General features: G+C 42.1%; 17 protein-coding genes and 2 other annotated features. Of the genes, 1 reads left to right on the forward strand and 16 read right to left on the reverse strand.

From position 1 onward, the window contains the following. Positions 1–4 precede the first annotated feature (4 nt). The 6 genes from rpmI to MKY18_RS12960 all read right to left on the reverse strand — a co-directional run bounded on the left by rpmI (position 5) and on the right by MKY18_RS12960 (position 4859). A complete protein-coding gene (rpmI, locus tag MKY18_RS12935) occupies positions 5–205 on the reverse strand; it encodes a 50S ribosomal protein L35 (protein ID WP_003216324.1) in 201 nt (66 codons plus the stop codon). A gap of 24 nt (positions 206–229) precedes the next feature. After that, positions 230–745 carry a translation initiation factor IF-3 gene (gene infC / locus MKY18_RS12940; protein WP_044139937.1) on the reverse strand — a complete coding sequence of 172 codons (516 nt, stop codon included), beginning with the start codon at positions 743–745 and terminating at the stop codon, positions 230–232. A gap of 71 nt (positions 746–816) precedes the next feature. Next, positions 817–948 (reverse strand) — a sequence feature (ribosomal protein L20 leader region). Between the two features lie 129 nt (positions 949–1077). Continuing rightward, positions 1078–1773, reverse strand: coding sequence for an antiholin-like protein LrgB (gene lrgB / locus MKY18_RS12945; RefSeq protein ID WP_170966027.1), 696 nt, complete (start codon positions 1771–1773; stop codon positions 1078–1080). A 14-nt stretch (positions 1774–1787) separates the two neighbouring features. Continuing rightward, entirely contained in the window at positions 1788–2231 is a 444-nt protein-coding gene (lrgA, locus tag MKY18_RS12950; RefSeq protein WP_003216712.1) for an antiholin-like murein hydrolase modulator LrgA, read from the reverse strand. Between the two features lie 136 nt (positions 2232–2367). Further along, positions 2368–3105 (reverse strand): LytTR family transcriptional regulator DNA-binding domain-containing protein, encoded by a 738-nt coding sequence (locus MKY18_RS12955; RefSeq protein WP_044139936.1) that lies wholly within the window; start codon positions 3103–3105, stop codon positions 2368–2370. Beyond that, positions 3102–4859: a sensor histidine kinase gene (locus MKY18_RS12960; protein ID WP_065098567.1), complete on the reverse strand. Its 1758-nt coding sequence runs from the start codon at positions 4857–4859 to the stop codon at positions 3102–3104. Before MKY18_RS12960 ends, MKY18_RS12955 begins: the two co-directional genes overlap by 4 nt. A 176-nt stretch (positions 4860–5035) precedes the next feature. On the opposite strand from MKY18_RS12960, the gene MKY18_RS12965 reads away from it, so the two are divergent. Next, positions 5036–5815, forward strand: a complete 780-nt coding sequence (locus MKY18_RS12965; protein ID WP_061409040.1) for an HAD family hydrolase — start codon at positions 5036–5038, stop codon at positions 5813–5815. 53 nt (positions 5816–5868) lie between these two features. Here MKY18_RS12965 and MKY18_RS12970 read toward each other — a convergent pair whose 3' ends face one another. The 10 genes from MKY18_RS12970 to MKY18_RS13015 form a co-directional block, all read right to left on the reverse strand. Beyond that, positions 5869–6789: a methyl-accepting chemotaxis protein gene (locus MKY18_RS12970; protein ID WP_185107111.1), complete on the reverse strand. Its 921-nt coding sequence runs from the start codon at positions 6787–6789 to the stop codon at positions 5869–5871. A gap of 170 nt (positions 6790–6959) precedes the next feature. Then, entirely contained in the window at positions 6960–8900 is a 1941-nt protein-coding gene (gene thrS / locus MKY18_RS12975; RefSeq protein WP_185107113.1) for a threonine--tRNA ligase, read from the reverse strand. Positions 8901–8945: 45 nt separating this feature from the next. Beyond that, positions 8946–9193, reverse strand: a binding site (T-box leader). A 43-nt stretch (positions 9194–9236) separates the two neighbouring features. Next, positions 9237–10106: a putative sporulation protein YtxC gene (ytxC, locus tag MKY18_RS12980; protein ID WP_185107115.1), complete on the reverse strand. Its 870-nt coding sequence runs from the start codon at positions 10104–10106 to the stop codon at positions 9237–9239. Between the two features lie 60 nt (positions 10107–10166). Continuing rightward, positions 10167–10805 carry a TVP38/TMEM64 family protein gene (locus tag MKY18_RS12985; protein WP_044140648.1) on the reverse strand — a complete coding sequence of 213 codons (639 nt, stop codon included), beginning with the start codon at positions 10803–10805 and terminating at the stop codon, positions 10167–10169. 33 nt (positions 10806–10838) lie between these two features. Further along, positions 10839–11768 (reverse strand): primosomal protein DnaI, encoded by a 930-nt coding sequence (dnaI, locus tag MKY18_RS12990; RefSeq protein ID WP_185107116.1) that lies wholly within the window; start codon positions 11766–11768, stop codon positions 10839–10841. 17 nt (positions 11769–11785) lie between these two features. Next, positions 11786–13210 (reverse strand): replication initiation and membrane attachment family protein, encoded by a 1425-nt coding sequence (locus MKY18_RS12995; protein ID WP_185107118.1) that lies wholly within the window; start codon positions 13208–13210, stop codon positions 11786–11788. Between the two features lie 102 nt (positions 13211–13312). After that, positions 13313–13771 (reverse strand): transcriptional regulator NrdR, encoded by a 459-nt coding sequence (nrdR, locus tag MKY18_RS13000; protein WP_003216720.1) that lies wholly within the window; start codon positions 13769–13771, stop codon positions 13313–13315. A 4-nt stretch (positions 13772–13775) separates the two neighbouring features. After that, complete coding sequence (locus tag MKY18_RS13005; RefSeq protein ID WP_044140645.1) at positions 13776–14162, reverse strand: hypothetical protein; 387 nt, start codon at positions 14160–14162, stop codon at positions 13776–13778. Between the two features lie 185 nt (positions 14163–14347). Then, positions 14348–14728 (reverse strand): adenosylmethionine decarboxylase, encoded by a 381-nt coding sequence (gene speD / locus MKY18_RS13010; protein WP_003216492.1) that lies wholly within the window; start codon positions 14726–14728, stop codon positions 14348–14350. 234 nt (positions 14729–14962) lie between these two features. Beyond that, on the reverse strand, positions 14963–15985 hold the full coding sequence (locus tag MKY18_RS13015; RefSeq protein WP_185107120.1) for a glyceraldehyde-3-phosphate dehydrogenase: 1023 nt from the start codon (positions 15983–15985) through the stop codon (positions 14963–14965). Positions 15986–16063 lie beyond the last annotated feature (78 nt).

Here is a 16063-nt window from a genome sequence, read left to right on the forward strand (position 1 = left end):
CAAATTACTTGATGTTTGCAAGTTGTTGTTTGATACGTTTGAAATCTCCAGCACTTACGATTGCGCTCTTACGCAATTTACGTTTTTGCTTTGTAGATTTGTTAGCGAACAGGTGACTTGTGTACGCATGAGAACGTTTAAGTTTACCAGAACCTGTTTTTTTGAAACGTTTAGCAGATCCGCGGTGAGTTTTCATTTTTGGCATTGGATATTTCCTCCCTCTGTTACTTTACTTTTCGACTTTTGGTGCAAGCATGAGGAACATGCTACGTCCGTCCATCTTAGGTTTTGTTTCTACTGTTGCTACTTCAGCGCAAGCTTCAGAGAAACGGTCTAACACGCGCTGTCCGATTTCTTTATGCGTAATCGCACGCCCTTTAAAGCGGATAGAAGCTTTCACTTTATCGCCCTTTTCAAGGAATTTGATTGCATTACGGAGCTTCGTGTTAAAATCATGTTCATCAATTGTCGGGCTCAACCGAACTTCTTTTAAGCTAATGATTTTTTGATTCTTACGTGCCTCTTTATCCTTCTTCTGCTGTTCGAATCGGAACTTACCATAGTCCATGATTCGGCAAACAGGTGGTTTTGCATTTGCAGCAACTAACACAAGGTCAAGATTGGCTTTAGCAGCTATCTCCAGAGCTTCCTGGCGGGTTTTAATCCCCAGCTGATCGCCATTTTGTCCGATCAAACGAACTTCACGCGCACGAATACCTTCATTAACTAATTGATCTTTGCTAATAGTGAGCCACCTCCATGAGATTTTGAATTGAGTTCACAATTCATTTTGACCATTTCGTTGTATGTTTTACAGGCAAACAAAAAGTGTGGGCATATAAAACACCCACACTGCGAACATTTGCATGAAAAAATAAATGTACGGTCAACCTGTCAACTACAAACACGTGTCAATCAGGTGAGAAGCGGGTGCTTCTGCTTGTGATATCTATTCAATTCGTTAATTATTCTACACAATTTTCATTTGTCCGTCAAGTAAGCGAACTCTTGAAACAACTTTTTCATTTTAGCATGATTAATCGAATTGGGCAAGGCTTTTTCAAAACAATGACGCCATCAAAGAATGAATTGCATAAAGATTGGGATGACAATGACGGTCACAACTCCTACGACCACAACGGCGATACTTGCCATGGCCGCTTCTACTTCTCCCATCTCAATCCCAACAGAGACGCCAAGTGCATGTCCTGATGTACCGAGTGCAAGCCCTTTCGCCACTGGATTTTTAATTCGAAACCATTTTAAGAAGAAAGCACCTAGTGCATACACAATGACTGCATTAAATATGACCGCAAAGGCTGTGATATCTGCAATTCCGCCAATATCCTTTGCAATCGGAAGAGCAATCGCTGTCGTCGCTGCCTGTGGGAGCATACTTTTCATTACAGCCGCATCAAGATGAATTCCTTTTGCTACAACATACACAATTGTAATGGAGCAAAGTGACCCTACAAAAATAGCGGATAAAATCTGCCACCAATATTTTTTAAGCAATGCGCGCTGCTTATAAAGCGGAATAGCGAAAGCAATCGTCGCAGGCTCTAAGAAAAACTTGATAATCTTGCCGCCCTCATTATAATCTGCATAGGAAAAACCGCCAATTTTTAAAAATAAAATACCTAACACCATGGCCACAAAAAGTGGTGTGAATAAGAAGAAGCCTTTTGATTTTTTAAATAAGAATGTACCGATTCCAAAGGCGACCAATGAGACGACTATACCAAAATAAGGACTCATCGTACTTGTACCCATCCTGCATCTCTCCTTTAATGCGTACTTGAAGCTGGTTTATTAGAATGAGAAGGAGTCGATTTGCTCTCCTTTGTCTCTTTACGTTTCTGTGGTTTGTCTGATAATTGCATGAGAAGCTGCGTGAATAGCCCTGTCGCTGCTAGTAACATAATCGTTGCAATGATAATGACACCGACGACTTGCACACCTACTTCTTGCATGACACCTAGTGATTGAATAACCGAGATACCAGAGGGAACAAATAGAAAGCTAATGAGCCCTGTCAATGATGTACCTAATTGCTCCACTTGCTCCAGTTTGACGATTTTCGTTGTCAGCAAAACAAATAATAGAACCAGACCAATCACAGATGCAGGCATCGGAATTGGTAAATACATTGAAATGAGATTAGAAACGAACATTACGGTTGCAAAGATAAATGCTTGAGATAGAAATCCATATACTTTAGTGGCACTCATGCCCCTTCACCTCTTTCTTCGACTGCCCTCAGTATACGGCATGAAATAAATGAATGAAGCGTTTACAATCAAACTCGCCGAATTCAATGAATGAAATGCAGAAAACGAGTATTGAAATACAAATAAAAAAGCCGTCCTACTCTAGCAGGAGCGACTTCTTTAGTTCTTTGGCGTAAGTGCGGCTGACAGGAATAATCGACCCGTCTGTCATATGTAGATTATACGTCGAATTAAACCACGGCTGTACTTCTTTCATATGAGAGGTGTTCACGATATAACTTCGATGAACCCTCATAAAGTAAGCCTCAGGGAGTTTCTTTTCAATGACCACAAGCGGTTCTGTGACCTCATACATGTGATCCTTTGTTTTCACGACCTTTTTCCCCTCACTAAGCCCTACATACATGATCTCTTCTACTTGCAGAATGACAATTGAGTCATCAACTGAAATGGCTAGCTTTTGCTGATGGGGGATTTTCTCATCTGACAGCTGGTGGTCTTGCGTCTCAACAGATTTCCACTTTTTAAACTTTTGGATCGTTTGCAAAAGCCGTTCTTCATCAAATGGTTTTGTTAAATAATCAAGCGCACTGACCTCAAACGCCTTCAGCGCATACTGATCAAATGCTGTCGCAAATACAATCGCTGGCGGATCAGACATCCGGTTGAGCCTTTTGGCAATATCAAATCCATTTTCACCTGATAAATCAATGTCTAAAAAGAGCAGGTCCGGCTTATGATCCACCATCCGGTCAAAAGCAGATTCTATATTTTCTGCTTCCTCTATTTGAACATCCTCTTTCGTTCTGCGTAATAAGTATTTTAATTCGTCTCTTGCTAACACTTCATCATCTACGATTAATACGTTTATCAACGAAAATCATCCTTTTTTACATAGTCCATTGGAATGCGAAATGAGATGTCAGTGCCTTGACCGCTATGAATGGATAAAGCGGCTTGTCTGCCAAAAATCCCTCTTAACCGCTGATCTAAATTAAAAAGAGCCGTACCTGTTCCTTCTTTGGATTCAACAGGCGCTTTTAATAGCTGAGCCATCTTGTCATTCTCGATTCCCTGTCCATTATCCGTCACTTTCATATTGACATGCCCATCTTTCATCACAGCGGATACGATGACTTCACAGCTCGTTTGATGTTTAGGAAAAGCGTGTCTCACTGCGTTTTCAACAAGCACCTGAAGCACAAATGGTGGAATCATCACCTGCTCCAGCTCCTTTTCAATTTGAAAGGTCACATGGTATTTATTTGGAAACCTCGCTTGTTCAAGTGACAAATATGCTTCTACATGCTGAATTTCTTTATGAAGTGGAATGAGCAGCTGGCGGGCGCCTTGCAAATTGGATCGAAAATAAATACTCAGTTGCAGCAGCAGCTTCCTAGCCATCTCTACGTTCGTTCTACACAAGACAGAGATGGTATTAATGGCGTTAAATAAAAAGTGCGGATTCACTTGCGCTTGAAGCGCTTTGATCTCTGCATCTTTTAGCAGACGGCTTTGGGTTTCTGCCTCCCCAAGCTCAAGCTGTGTGGAAAACAGCATTGCCAGGCCTTCTGCAAGCTCCTCTTCCACCCTGCTTAATCCGACCGGAGAATTGAAATACATTTTTAACGTTCCGATCGTTTGACCATTGGAGGTAAGGGGCAGCACAATCGCCGCTTGAAGCGGGCAATGGGTGACTGAACAATTGATTTCATCTTTCGAATGCGCCTTCATAATTTTGCCGCTCATCAATACTTGTTTCGACAGCCCTGTAATGAGGCTTTTCGATGGAATATGATGATCCGTCCCATCTCCAACATGCGCTAAAATCTTTTCTGTATCGGTTAAGGAGACCGCATCTGTTTCTGTTAATCGATGAATGATCTCCGCCACGCTTTTACATGACTGTTCATTTAACCCTTGGCGGAAGAAAGGCAGCGTTTGATCGGCGATTGAAAATACACGGTGTGTCTGCATCGCCTTTGCCTGCTCTTCTTGCCGTATGACTGACTGTAAAATCGATAAAAAGATAAAGCTGCCAATTCCATTCACAAAAATCATCGGCAAAGCAATGATACTCACAAGCCCCCAAGCATCAGCAAATGGTCTTGCAAATAGAAGAATAATGATCATTTGCAAGGATTCCATTGCCACACCAAAAAGTGCGGCTTGGCGAGGTGTCACCATTCGATTCTTCCGCTTAAACCTGCTGCCGACATAGCCAGCAATCACACCGGCTAAAATCGAAGAAATCGCACAGCTGAGTGCCGTGCTTCCTCCTAATGAATAGCGATGAATCCCAGCTAGAAGCCCTGCACCAATGCCAACAAATGGCCCTCCTATTAATCCGCCCATTTCGATTCCCATGATTCTCGTATTGGCAATTGAGCTTGACGAGCCGAGATGATAGGAAAACTCATGATTCATGACCATCTGCTGCTGGATTTCAATTCCTGTGTAATTGCTGATAATACTAAAAGAAGCAAAAATAAAGACAAGGACTGCCTTTTTTCGAAACCCTTCATTATGAAGCAATAGATTGCGAAAGCCCTTCACATGGGCAAGCACAAACCCTAAAATAACGATGATCCCAACACGCTCGATCATCATAATAATTAAATGAAGCAAACCTGCCACCTCAATTGGATGTATGTATTATTTACTGTCTTTCTATTCTATCATGTGCGGTCAATGTTCAAATATCTCTCAAATCTTTTCTTTATTGCCCTCATCTTCTATTGTAAAATGAACTTGAGCCGTCACTTGCAATTGAAGGTAACACATACATAACAAGGGAGAAGATCATGAAAGCCGTATTTTTCGATTTAGATGATACTTTGCTTTGGGATGAAAAAAGCATTCATACCACTTTTCAGGAAACATGCCGCGAAGCGGAAAAAAAATATGGACTGAATCCAGAAACATTTGAACAGATTGTTCGTGAAGAAGCAAGAAAGCTGTATTCGTCCTATGAAACATATGATTATACTGTCATGATCGGAATTAATCCTTTCGAAGGACTGTGGTCCAATTTTAGTGAACCGATTAGCGAAGGCTTTCAAAAATTGAATGCCCTTGCACCTGAGTACCGCAAGAACGCTTGGACCAATGGCTTAAAAGAAGCAGGAATTGACGATGAGGCATTTGGACAATATTTGGCTGATTTTTTTGCAGCCGAGCGGAGAAAACGCCCATTTGTCTATGAAGAAACGTACCCTGTTTTAGACCGTCTGAAAGGCAGCTATGAATTGCTCCTTTTAACAAACGGAGATCCTAGTCTTCAAAAAGAAAAACTAGCAGGTGTTCCTGAGCTTGCGCCTTATTTTAATGAAATTGTGATTTCAGGAGATTACGGGAAAGGCAAACCTGACCCTGGCATCTTTGAGCACTGCCTTCAGCTGTTAAATCTAACAAAAGACGATGTGATCATGGTGGGAGATAATCCAAAAACAGATATTCTTGGGGCATCTCGAGCCGGGATTCAAACCGTTTGGATCAATCGACATGGCAAAAAGAATGAAACAGATGTAACGCCAGATTATGAAATCAAAGACTTACATGAATTGTTTGATATATTAAAATAGAACACAAAAAACACCCTTCTCCTGACGAGATTGGGTGTTTTTGTGTGCTCAAACTACACAATGACCGCTAGACTTTGCGCTTGCTTGTCTAAGCTGCGGGCTGCTTCTCCTACATTCATAAATTCCTCACTTGCCTGCTTTACAAGATCACGATTTGTAAACACGGTTGTCTTGGCCCGGCTCGTTCCGCTGCTGACCTTCTCTACTTCTGCATGAATCGCCTTTACATATTGATCTACTTTGACAATCGCTTCTTTTGAATTAGTTGCAAGCTTTCGAATTTCTGCCGCCACTACACTAAAGCCATTTCCATAGGAACCTGCATGGGCTGCTTCGATCGCCGCATTTAATGCAAGGAGCTGGGTTTGTGAGGAAATACTGTTAATCGTTGTAGCAATGGAGCTGATGGACTCTACCTGCTCTGTTAATCCTTCTAGTAAGCTCATATTTTGATCTGTTTCGTTTGCTATATGATCAAAGGAGACATTGACTCTTTGACTATGCTGGATGCCCACTTCTGCTCGCTCCATTAATTTCGCAGACATCTCCTTTAAAACGTCTACGACCTGTTTCATCGTGCTTTCTCTTTCTGTTATGTCTGTTGCGACTTTCACAACACCCACTACGCGTTCCTCTTCATTGCGGACAGGTGTATATGTCGCTTCAAGCCATAAGCTGTCACCATTTTTCGTCGTCCGCTGCACCTTTTCCTGAAAGACTTGCCCCTCTTTCAAACGCTTCCAAAACATTTGATAGCTTGCGTGTTCTGCAATATGAGGAGGACAAAACTGTCTATGTTTTAAACCAATCATTTCTTGCTTTGAATATCCCAGGGCTTTTGCAAAAATATCATTGACCCATAGGACTTCACCTGTCACATCAAATTCAATCATCGCCAGTGAGTGTTCCAATGCACGAAGTACTGCTGATCGCTCCAATACTTGTGATGATAAAGTGTTTGTTGTTTGCGTCATCGCTTTCATTCCCCCAATTTAACTCGAACCAATAGTACATACTTACCCATACTTTCGCACTATCTAAACGTATCATTCAAGGGACTGGATCACTAGTGGAGGATTTTCCCCAAAAAGAAAAAGCCAGTGATCTAAAGAGAAAGATCACTGGCTGCTTCGCTTGAAAAAGATTATTTTTTCGCTTCTGCTACTGCATGTTTCACAAAGGCTTCAAGATCCATTGTTTCTGAATCTTGCTCTCCGTATTTTCTTACATTGACTGCGCCATTTTCTGCTTCTTGATCTCCGACGACTAGCATGTATGGGACCTTTTGCATTTGCGCTTCTCTAATCTTGTATCCGATTTTTTCATCACGGCTGTCAAGCTCTACACGAAGACCTTCAAGCTGCAAACGTTCTTGTACTTTTTTCGCATAGTCTAAATGGACAGACGGTGAAACCGGTATGACTTGGAATTGTACAGGTGCCAGCCAAGTTGGAAGGGCTCCTTTGTATTCTTCAATTAAGAAGGCAACAAAACGCTCCATTGTAGAAACAACACCTCTATGAATCACGACTGGACGATGGTGCTTGCCATCTTCTCCGATATATGTGAGATCGAAGCGCTCTGGAAGTAAGAAATCAAGCTGTACAGTAGACAGTGTCTCTTCTTTTCCAAGAGCTGTCTTCACTTGAACGTCAAGCTTCGGACCATAAAATGCCGCTTCGCCTTCTGCCTCATAATAGTCATGACCAAGCTCGTCCATTGCATCCTTTAGCATCGATTGCGCTTTATTCCACATTGCATCATCGTCGAAATACTTCTCAGTATCTTCTGGATCACGGTAAGATAAGCGGAATGTGTAGTCATTCAAGCCAAAGTCTTGATACACTTCTTCAATTAGGCGAACTGTACGAATGAATTCGTCTTTGATTTGATCTGGACGTACAAAGATATGTGCATCGTTTAATGTCATACCGCGAACACGCTGAAGGCCAGATAAAGCACCTGACATTTCATAACGGTGCATTGTACCAAGCTCTGCAATACGAATTGGCAATTCGCGATAGCTATGCGGCTCGTTTTTGTAAATCATCATATGGTGAGGACAGTTCATCGGACGAAGAACAAGATCTTCGTTGTCCATTTCCATCACAGGGAACATGTCTTCTTGATAATGCGCCCAGTGCCCTGATGTTTTATACAATTCAACATTTGCAAGAACCGGTGTATACACATGCTCATAACCAAGGCGTACTTCTTTATCGACAATGTAACGCTCAATCACGCGGCGGATCGTTGCGCCTTTTGGCAGCCACAGCGGTAGACCTTGACCTACCTTTTGAGAGTTCGCAAACAGTTTTAGCTCTTTTCCTAGTTTACGGTGATCGCGTTCTTTCGCTTCTTCAAGCAGGCGTAAGTGCTCATTTAGATCATCTTTGCTGAAGAAAGCTGTACCGTAAATACGCTGAAGCATTTGATTGTTGCTGTCACCTCTCCAGTATGCACCTGCAAGGCTTAACAGCTTAAACTCTTTGATTTTCCCTGTTGATGGCAAGTGAATGCCGCGGCAGAGGTCAAAGAATTCACCCTGCTCATAAATCGTAACAGCTTCACCTTCTGGAATCGCTTCTAACAGCTCAAGCTTTAATTGATCACCAATCGCTTCAAAGCGTTTTTTCGCTTCTTCTCTTGATACTTCAATTCGCTCGATTGGCAGATTGCTGTTAATGATTTTTTTCATTTCTTTTTCAATCTTTGGTAAATCTTCAGGTGTGATGGCAACATCGATGTCCACATCGTAGTAGAAGCCATTTTCAATCACAGGACCTACGCCAAACTGAACGTGATGCTCTTTTCCATACAGGCGTTTGATTGCCTGTGCTAGCAAATGAGCTGTGCTGTGGCGCATAATATCGAGTGCCTCATCACTTTTATCTGTGATGATCTCAATTGTTCCACTTTCTAGTAGCGGCGTACGCAGATCTATTTCTTTACCGTTCAATTTACCGGCAAGCGCTTTTTTCTTTAGGCCTGGGCTAATTGATGCCGCGATGTCTTCTGTTGTAGCTGTTTTGTCAAACTCCTTGACTGCTCCATCTGGAAATGTAAGTTGAATTTGTTCTGACATCTCTGGTCACTCCTTTTTTTGGCAATATAAAAACCCCGCCCCCTGGAAAGGGACGAGGTTGAATAAACGGAATCGTGGTTCCACCCTTTTTCCCGTATTTGCAGCTTTCTTTTTCATAAGCAAACACGGCTTGTGTTTCGATAACGGGAATTCCCGTCAGCCATTACTAAAACGTTCACAGCTGATGTTCAAAGGTGGTAAAGCAAATGGTCCTCTGCTAGGAAGCTTTCAGCCAAGGCTTCCCTCTCTTTAAGCGGGTATTCATTTGTTCATGTCCTTATCAATACGGTCTCTGTATGAAGTTACACCGTATTATAAAACGTTTTTTCGTGAAAATCAAGAAAGCTTTTCACTTTTCTGTCCCAAATGGTCATGGACAAATTGAACATTGTGTTCTTGAAATGAATGAGCCGGGAATACCTCGACCCTTTCTTGAAAAATATTTTGAATGGTCTGTACCATCGAGTGACCCGTATCATTTGTAAACAGGTCAATCTTTTTGGGCGCTATGGATACGAGTGGTGCAATCAGCTGCGAATCAATATACATTGGATGCTCTCTTACAAACTGTCTGTCTATGTATTGTTTTTGATCACGCTCAGAAGCGTACCGAAATTCCCAAATCATCAGGCGATCCTGATGCACAACATGTACTTTTTCGAGCTTTGGTTCTTTTGCCATCACATAGTCTCGAAGCGATTGAATAAAGTTTTGATATTCTTGTTCCATTTTGTATTCTTCAATGGAGACTTCAACATAGTTCTTCAGCCTCCTGTCATACTCTGACAGTCTGAATGTCATAAATGAACCAATTGAAAAAATACCTTGCTGTAAAGAAATGGTCTCAAGCTCCTTTGTTAACAGGGCTTCTCTTGACGGTTCTTGATGAATGCCGGGAATATCATCTAAATCCCCATTCATGATGCTGTGGGCAATTGAAAGAATTTGGTGCTGCTCTTCAGGATCTTTAAATAAATACGTGTTTTCAAGAATGCTGCGCATGCGCTCATTTTCTTTGCATTCCAAAAAAAAGTGAACTAGTAATGGCCGCACAATGGACTCAAGTCCTTCTTTTGATTCCTTCGCCTCTATGAGAAGCCGGTCTTTCCCTTGTTGAATTGACATGTGATGCCGACTGTCCAAGTGTTCAGCAAGATGTAAAAAAGCGGCGGTATCATATTCATCTTCAAAGATTATTTCAAGCATGTTTGTCCCCCCTAACGACATCTGTTACATATATATGGGGAGAACATAAAAAATAGACGCCTAAAATAAATCAGGCATCTTTCTTTTTAAAATGAGCGGAACTGAGATAAAGATCAGATAAATCAAACAAACGATTGCTAAAGCGGCATAATTGCCGCTGACAAAGCTTGAGCCAAGGACATTTAATGCAACTGTACCCGGTATTAAGCCTAAAAAGGTAGCTGCCGTAAATGCACGATAATTTGCACGTGAAGCTGCTGCCGCATAGCTGACAAAGTCAAAATGGATTGGGGCAATTCGCAATAACAAAATGTAAAGAAACCCATGCTCCTGAATGCGGGACGTCACCGCTCTCAGCTTCCGGCTGCTTGATTCTGTATCCTTCTTTTTTGAACGAAAGGTTGTAGCAAGTAAGAAGGAGCCTGTTGCCCCGGCAGTAGCACCAACGAGGGCATAAATCGTCCCAAGGACACTTCCGAATGCCAAACCTGCTGCCAGCGAAAAGACCGTAAGTGGGACGAGAACAAACGGGCGAAAAAGAGATAAGAAAAGAAAAACAAAGGGAGCCAGCAGTCCAAATTGAAGCACCCAATTCTTCACATCTTTCGGCGCCAGCTGAAGATGCTGTTTGTTCAGCCACCAAAGTAAAACAGCGAGACCTGCAATCACGAGAAAAAGCAGCCATTTTCTTTTGTTCATTTCATTTGCTCCTCCTTCAGGTGATAGACGGTTTTATAAATGACGGCGGTTTTCTCCTTCGAGCAAGACTGCCTCTGCTAAATAGAGAATTCGTTCCATTAAACGAGCGGCTTTGACCTCTTCTTTTTCCCCGCGCTGTGAGTACGTAAAGTGATGCTTCAGTTCACTTGGTGCGAAATTAGAAGAGAAGAAAGTCGGCAGCTGCTCTGCCATACGGTATTGTAAAATCGTTCCGAGTAGTTCATCTCGAACCCAGCTTGTCATCGACTCTGCCCCAATATCATCAAGCATTAAAATAGGAGTGGATTTGACCATGTTCAGTTTTGATTCTAGTGTGTGATCGGCTAACGAATTTTTTAGCTCTCTCACAAATTCAGGCACGTACACAAGGAGGGATGGGTATTCCTTCTCCGCTAACTGCTGCGCAATGGCTGCCAGAATATACGTTTTTCCTACTCCAAACTTTCCGTGTAAATATAAGCCCTTCCCTTTGCCCGTCTCATCATAGCTTTGCAGGAATTGTCCTACTTTTTGAATGACTTCCTGCCTTCCCACAACGTTCAGATCAGAGAACGTCGCTTGAAGAACATTTTGCGGAATGTACATGCTTTTCATGAGTTCTTGCTGTTTTTTCTGTCTATCGAGCCGCAGCTTGACTGGACAAGGGGAATATTCAATATCAATACTCTGACCTTTGATCACAAGCTTCGGGTGATAACCGTCTAAAATCGCATTGACGTTCTCTTCATCTAAGCAATATGAACAGCCCTTCGACTGCTGCACATATTCAAAAAGCCGGTTCAAGCTGCGATTGATCATGTCTTCGTGTATGTCTTCTTGGTGCTCCTGTAAAAAGGTTTTTACATTTTCATCAGATAGTACACTTTCTTTAATCTGATTGTATCTTACACGAAAATCTACGCGCCCTTTTAGCTGTTCAAATGAACGACCGATCGGTTTCATCCTCATCTCACCTCATCTTAATGTGCATTGTACTTTTTCATATTTTTAAACTGATCTAACAGTTTTTCTTTTTCTCGTTCGAGGTCTTCTGTCGATAGGTTGTCTGTTTGTTCTTTTGCCGGCTGTTCTTTCGTTTCGGTTTCTTTCATCCAGTCAGGAAGCTTCTCTTCACGGACAACTTTCCCTGATCCGTATGTGCTGCGCTGCTTTTTCTGCTGCGCCCACTCTGTCATTTGCCTGTTCTCTTCTTTGGCCATTTTCATGGCCGCCGCTACGGTTTTAATTTTCTTTCTCACCCAATGAGCGGCGATTTTTTGCATATATGTTTTCGACAGCTTCATATCTGTTTTCAGTAATGTATAGTAGATTAAAACGTTCATGACACCTGGCTCTAGCTGCTGCTCAAGCATAATATCTTCGACAATTCTTAAGTCGGCATACGTTGGCTCAATGCCGTCAGCCATATCTTTTAGCAGCTCCCTTGGTGAAATATGATCAAGCTTTTCAATCAATTTGGCATCAGGTGTATCTGCCGCCGGCGGCTTTGAGGCATCGTGACGTAAATGTCTTGGCTGTTTTTGATCAATGAGTTTTGGCTGCTCGCCTCTGTATTCAATTTGGTACCAGTCTCTTGCTGCTTTTCTCAGCTCTTCTGTTGAGATCATTTGATCCGAACCGCAGGCGCCTGCTACAATATTTTGCATTTGAAGCGGGGTGATGCCGTATACAACGGCTAACTTCTTAATGGTTTCTTTCACCTGCTTTGTCAAAGCCTTTCTTGGAATCATCATATCAGACATGCCTGCTAACAATAAATCGAAATCAAAAGAATCGTCTGAGAGAGGAGCCGGTTGACTCGATCCAACGGTCACATATTCATAGCCCTGATCAAGTGATGACGCCTGATTGATTTCTTCTGTCATCCTGCGTTCACCTGGCTGCAATACGTGAAAGACTTCTTCAAACGACCGCGAGATGTTCTTTGCCTCTGCCGGAACACCGGGATATGAGAAATAATCACGAAGCTGCATATATTTCGCTTTCTCTACACGATGGTACAGCAGGACATTCAGCATACCATCTTGGAAAAACTCATCTGGTCTTAGCGGCGGCACAAGCTCATATGTAAACAGTCTGCCTTCTTCCGTTTCCTGTTCATATGTGCGGAGTAACCCAATCGCTTCAAGCTTTAAACGTTCCTCAAAAATATCATTTAAATTCGTTTGCAGCATGACCATGAGCTGCCGATGAGGTGCGGGTTTTCCCCACATACGATTTTGTTCCAGCTCTCCCCACAGCGTCATATATAAGCTGAAAGCGGACATGCCTATAAGCGGCTGATATAAAAGAGTGATGAGCTGTCTATCGATGTCACCGAGCAATGAAGCGCTTTTGACGACATACGGATCGACGGCTAGCACTTCCTTCCAATGCTCTGTCATATGCTGATCCTCCCCATGAATTGCAATTGTTTCTATTGTACACCCTTTTTGCGTTTTACGCTTTACGCAGGAAAAAGAGCGTGAAGAATCTTCAGCTCTTTTTTAGCGTTCTTTCTTTAATAAATCTTTTAATTCATCAATAAAGACGTTGATATCTTTAAACTGCCGGTAAACGGAGGCAAACCTGACGTAAGACACTTCATCAATTTTTGCCAGCTCGTCCATCACCATTTCACCTACAAGCTCACTTTTCACTTCTGACATGCCTTGATTACGCAGTTCTTTTTCAATATTAAAGCAGACATCCTCCAGCTGCTTTAAAGCAACAGGACGCTTTTCACATGCTTTAATGAGTCCTCTCAGCATCTTTTCGCGGCTGAATTCTTCTCGAATTCCTTCTTTTTTCACCACAATCAGTGGTAATTCTTCTAATTTCTCAAACGTCGTAAAGCGATATTGGCAGCTTTCGCACTCTCTTCTACGACGGATGGATTTCCCTTCATCTACTGGTCTTGAATCAAGCACCCTTGTGCCAAGGTGCTGACATGTGGGACATTTCATTTCATCAGCTCCGATCTATTCTTGGAAGTTGTTTGTCTAGTTCATCATAAAGGGAAAAAACAGTTTTCTCACTATAGCCAAAATCTGTTGGCAAGGCTGTTTCTGTTGTCACATTAAAATCGACAGCTGTTTCAAAAGGACGAATTGAAATGACAGTCGCTACGAGAAAGGCTTTTTTCGGCATACTGATGTTTGCGCTGATTTCACCTCGTTCTGCTGAAACAGATGTCACTTGATAGGAAGCGTGCCCAGAAAGCATGGCTTCAAGCGCTTGAAAAACTTGCGCATTCGTCGATTTGTAGTAATGGCTTTTCAGTTCTGACACTGGATGCTCGTCAGATGTTTCTGTATGGTTTGACATGAACCGTTTGAACTTTTGTCCTAAAGTCATCTACGTATCCCCTTTGCCATAATGCCTCTTCTTTATTTTATAAAAAAAACCTTTGTTTTCCTAGAACAAAAGTATAGGCAAGTTGGGGAATGTTGGATTTTGTCTATCAAAGAAATATAAAAAGGAGCATAACACAAAGGCATTTCAATGCTTTTGGCCAGCTCCCATTGCAATCTTTTTTATGTTTACAGTGCTTTGGCTTGTGCCTGTTTCACTTGTACAGGTCCCATGCCTCGAGGAATTTCAATGTTTTCTCTTGTTTCAGCACCTAATTCATCTCCGATATGATCTGCTGCGATATTCGGATCTAGGTCGCCGCAAGTATAAACATCTATGCTCGCATAACCATGTTCAGGAAAGCTGTGAATTGTCAGATGAGATTCAGAAATAATGACAACTCCACTTACTCCTTGAGGTGCAAATTTGTGAAAAGCAACCTCTCTTACTTCAGCTCCTGATTTCAAAGCTGCATTTACAAACGTTTTTTCAATAAAATCCATGTCGTTCAGTTTATCACAGTCGCATCCCCATAGCTCGGAGATAACGTGACGTCCGATTGTTTCCATCATGGACCCCCCTTAAACAAGAATGAAAGAGTGAAGTTCTAAGCAGCCGGACCGGACATATACCACGGGGGAAAGTTAGTCCAAAGAGGTCCTAACCCTTTAAGTATACCCGAATGAGTCTGCGAACAAGAAGTTCACGAAAAATAGTATACTTTGTTTAGACCCATTTTGCAAGCTGTGTTTTCAATGGGATTTTCTCTCATTCCTTGAAAAGGGACGTTCGTCTTCTTCATTTCAAACAGCAGAAAGCTCTTTCATCTGCGATCCGACAAACTTCACAAGATCCACCACTCTGCATGAATAACCCCATTCATTGTCATACCATGCAAGAACTTTTACTTTTCTATCCCCCATCACCATCGTTGTCAGTCCATCTATGACAGCTGAATAAGGGTTCGTATTAAAGTCTGTAGAAACAAGCGGCTCATCCGTGTAATCTAAAATACCGGAAAGAGAAGTTTTTGATGCATTTGAGAAGGCTGCATTGACTTCTTCTGCTGTGACATCTTTTTTCAAGTCGACAACAAGATCAACCATCGATACATTGGAAACTGGCACGCGAAGTGCAAGTCCATGCAATTTCCCTTTCATGTGCGGCAGCACTAAAGAAAGCGCTTTAGCGGCACCCGTCGTCGTTGGAATAATGGACTGGGCACATGCTCTTGCCCGACGCAAATCCTTATGCGGGTTGTCGATATTTTTTTGATCATTTGTATACGCATGAACCGTTGTCATTAAACCGTTGTCGATACCGAATTCATCATCTAACAATTTGACAACTGGTGCTAAACAGTTTGTTGTACAAGATGCATTTGAAATAACGAGGTGCTTTTCAGGATCAAGATCATCCTCATTGACACCCATCACAATTGTAATGTCTTCATTTTTACCTGGAGCTGTAAGTACGACCTTTTTCGCTCCGGCATCTATATGGCCCATCGCTTGATCTTTTGAATTAAATTTTCCGGTTGCTTCTATGACGATATCAATCCCAAGCTCTCCCCACGGAAGCTGCTTTGGGTCTCTGTTATTGAGCAAAAGCACTCTTTTCCCATTTACAATCAGTGCGTCATCTTCTGCTGTCACATCGCATTCGTAACGTCCATGATTTGTATCATATTTAATTAAATGTGCTAGCGTTTCGGCAGGATAGCTTGCGTTCACCGCTACAATTTGAATTTGATCATCAAGCATTGCTTTTCTGAAGACCATGCGTCCAATTCTGCCAAACCCATTGATCGCTGCTTTTACCTTCATGAACAGGTCACTCCTCTATTATGTGTTATACTCAATAAATTTATTTATGAAATTAGTATATCACATTAGAATGTAATT

Source organism: Bacillus sp. FSL R7-0672 (assembly GCF_038601465.1).
Lineage (GTDB): Bacteria > Bacillota > Bacilli > Bacillales > Bacillaceae > Bacillus > Bacillus pumilus.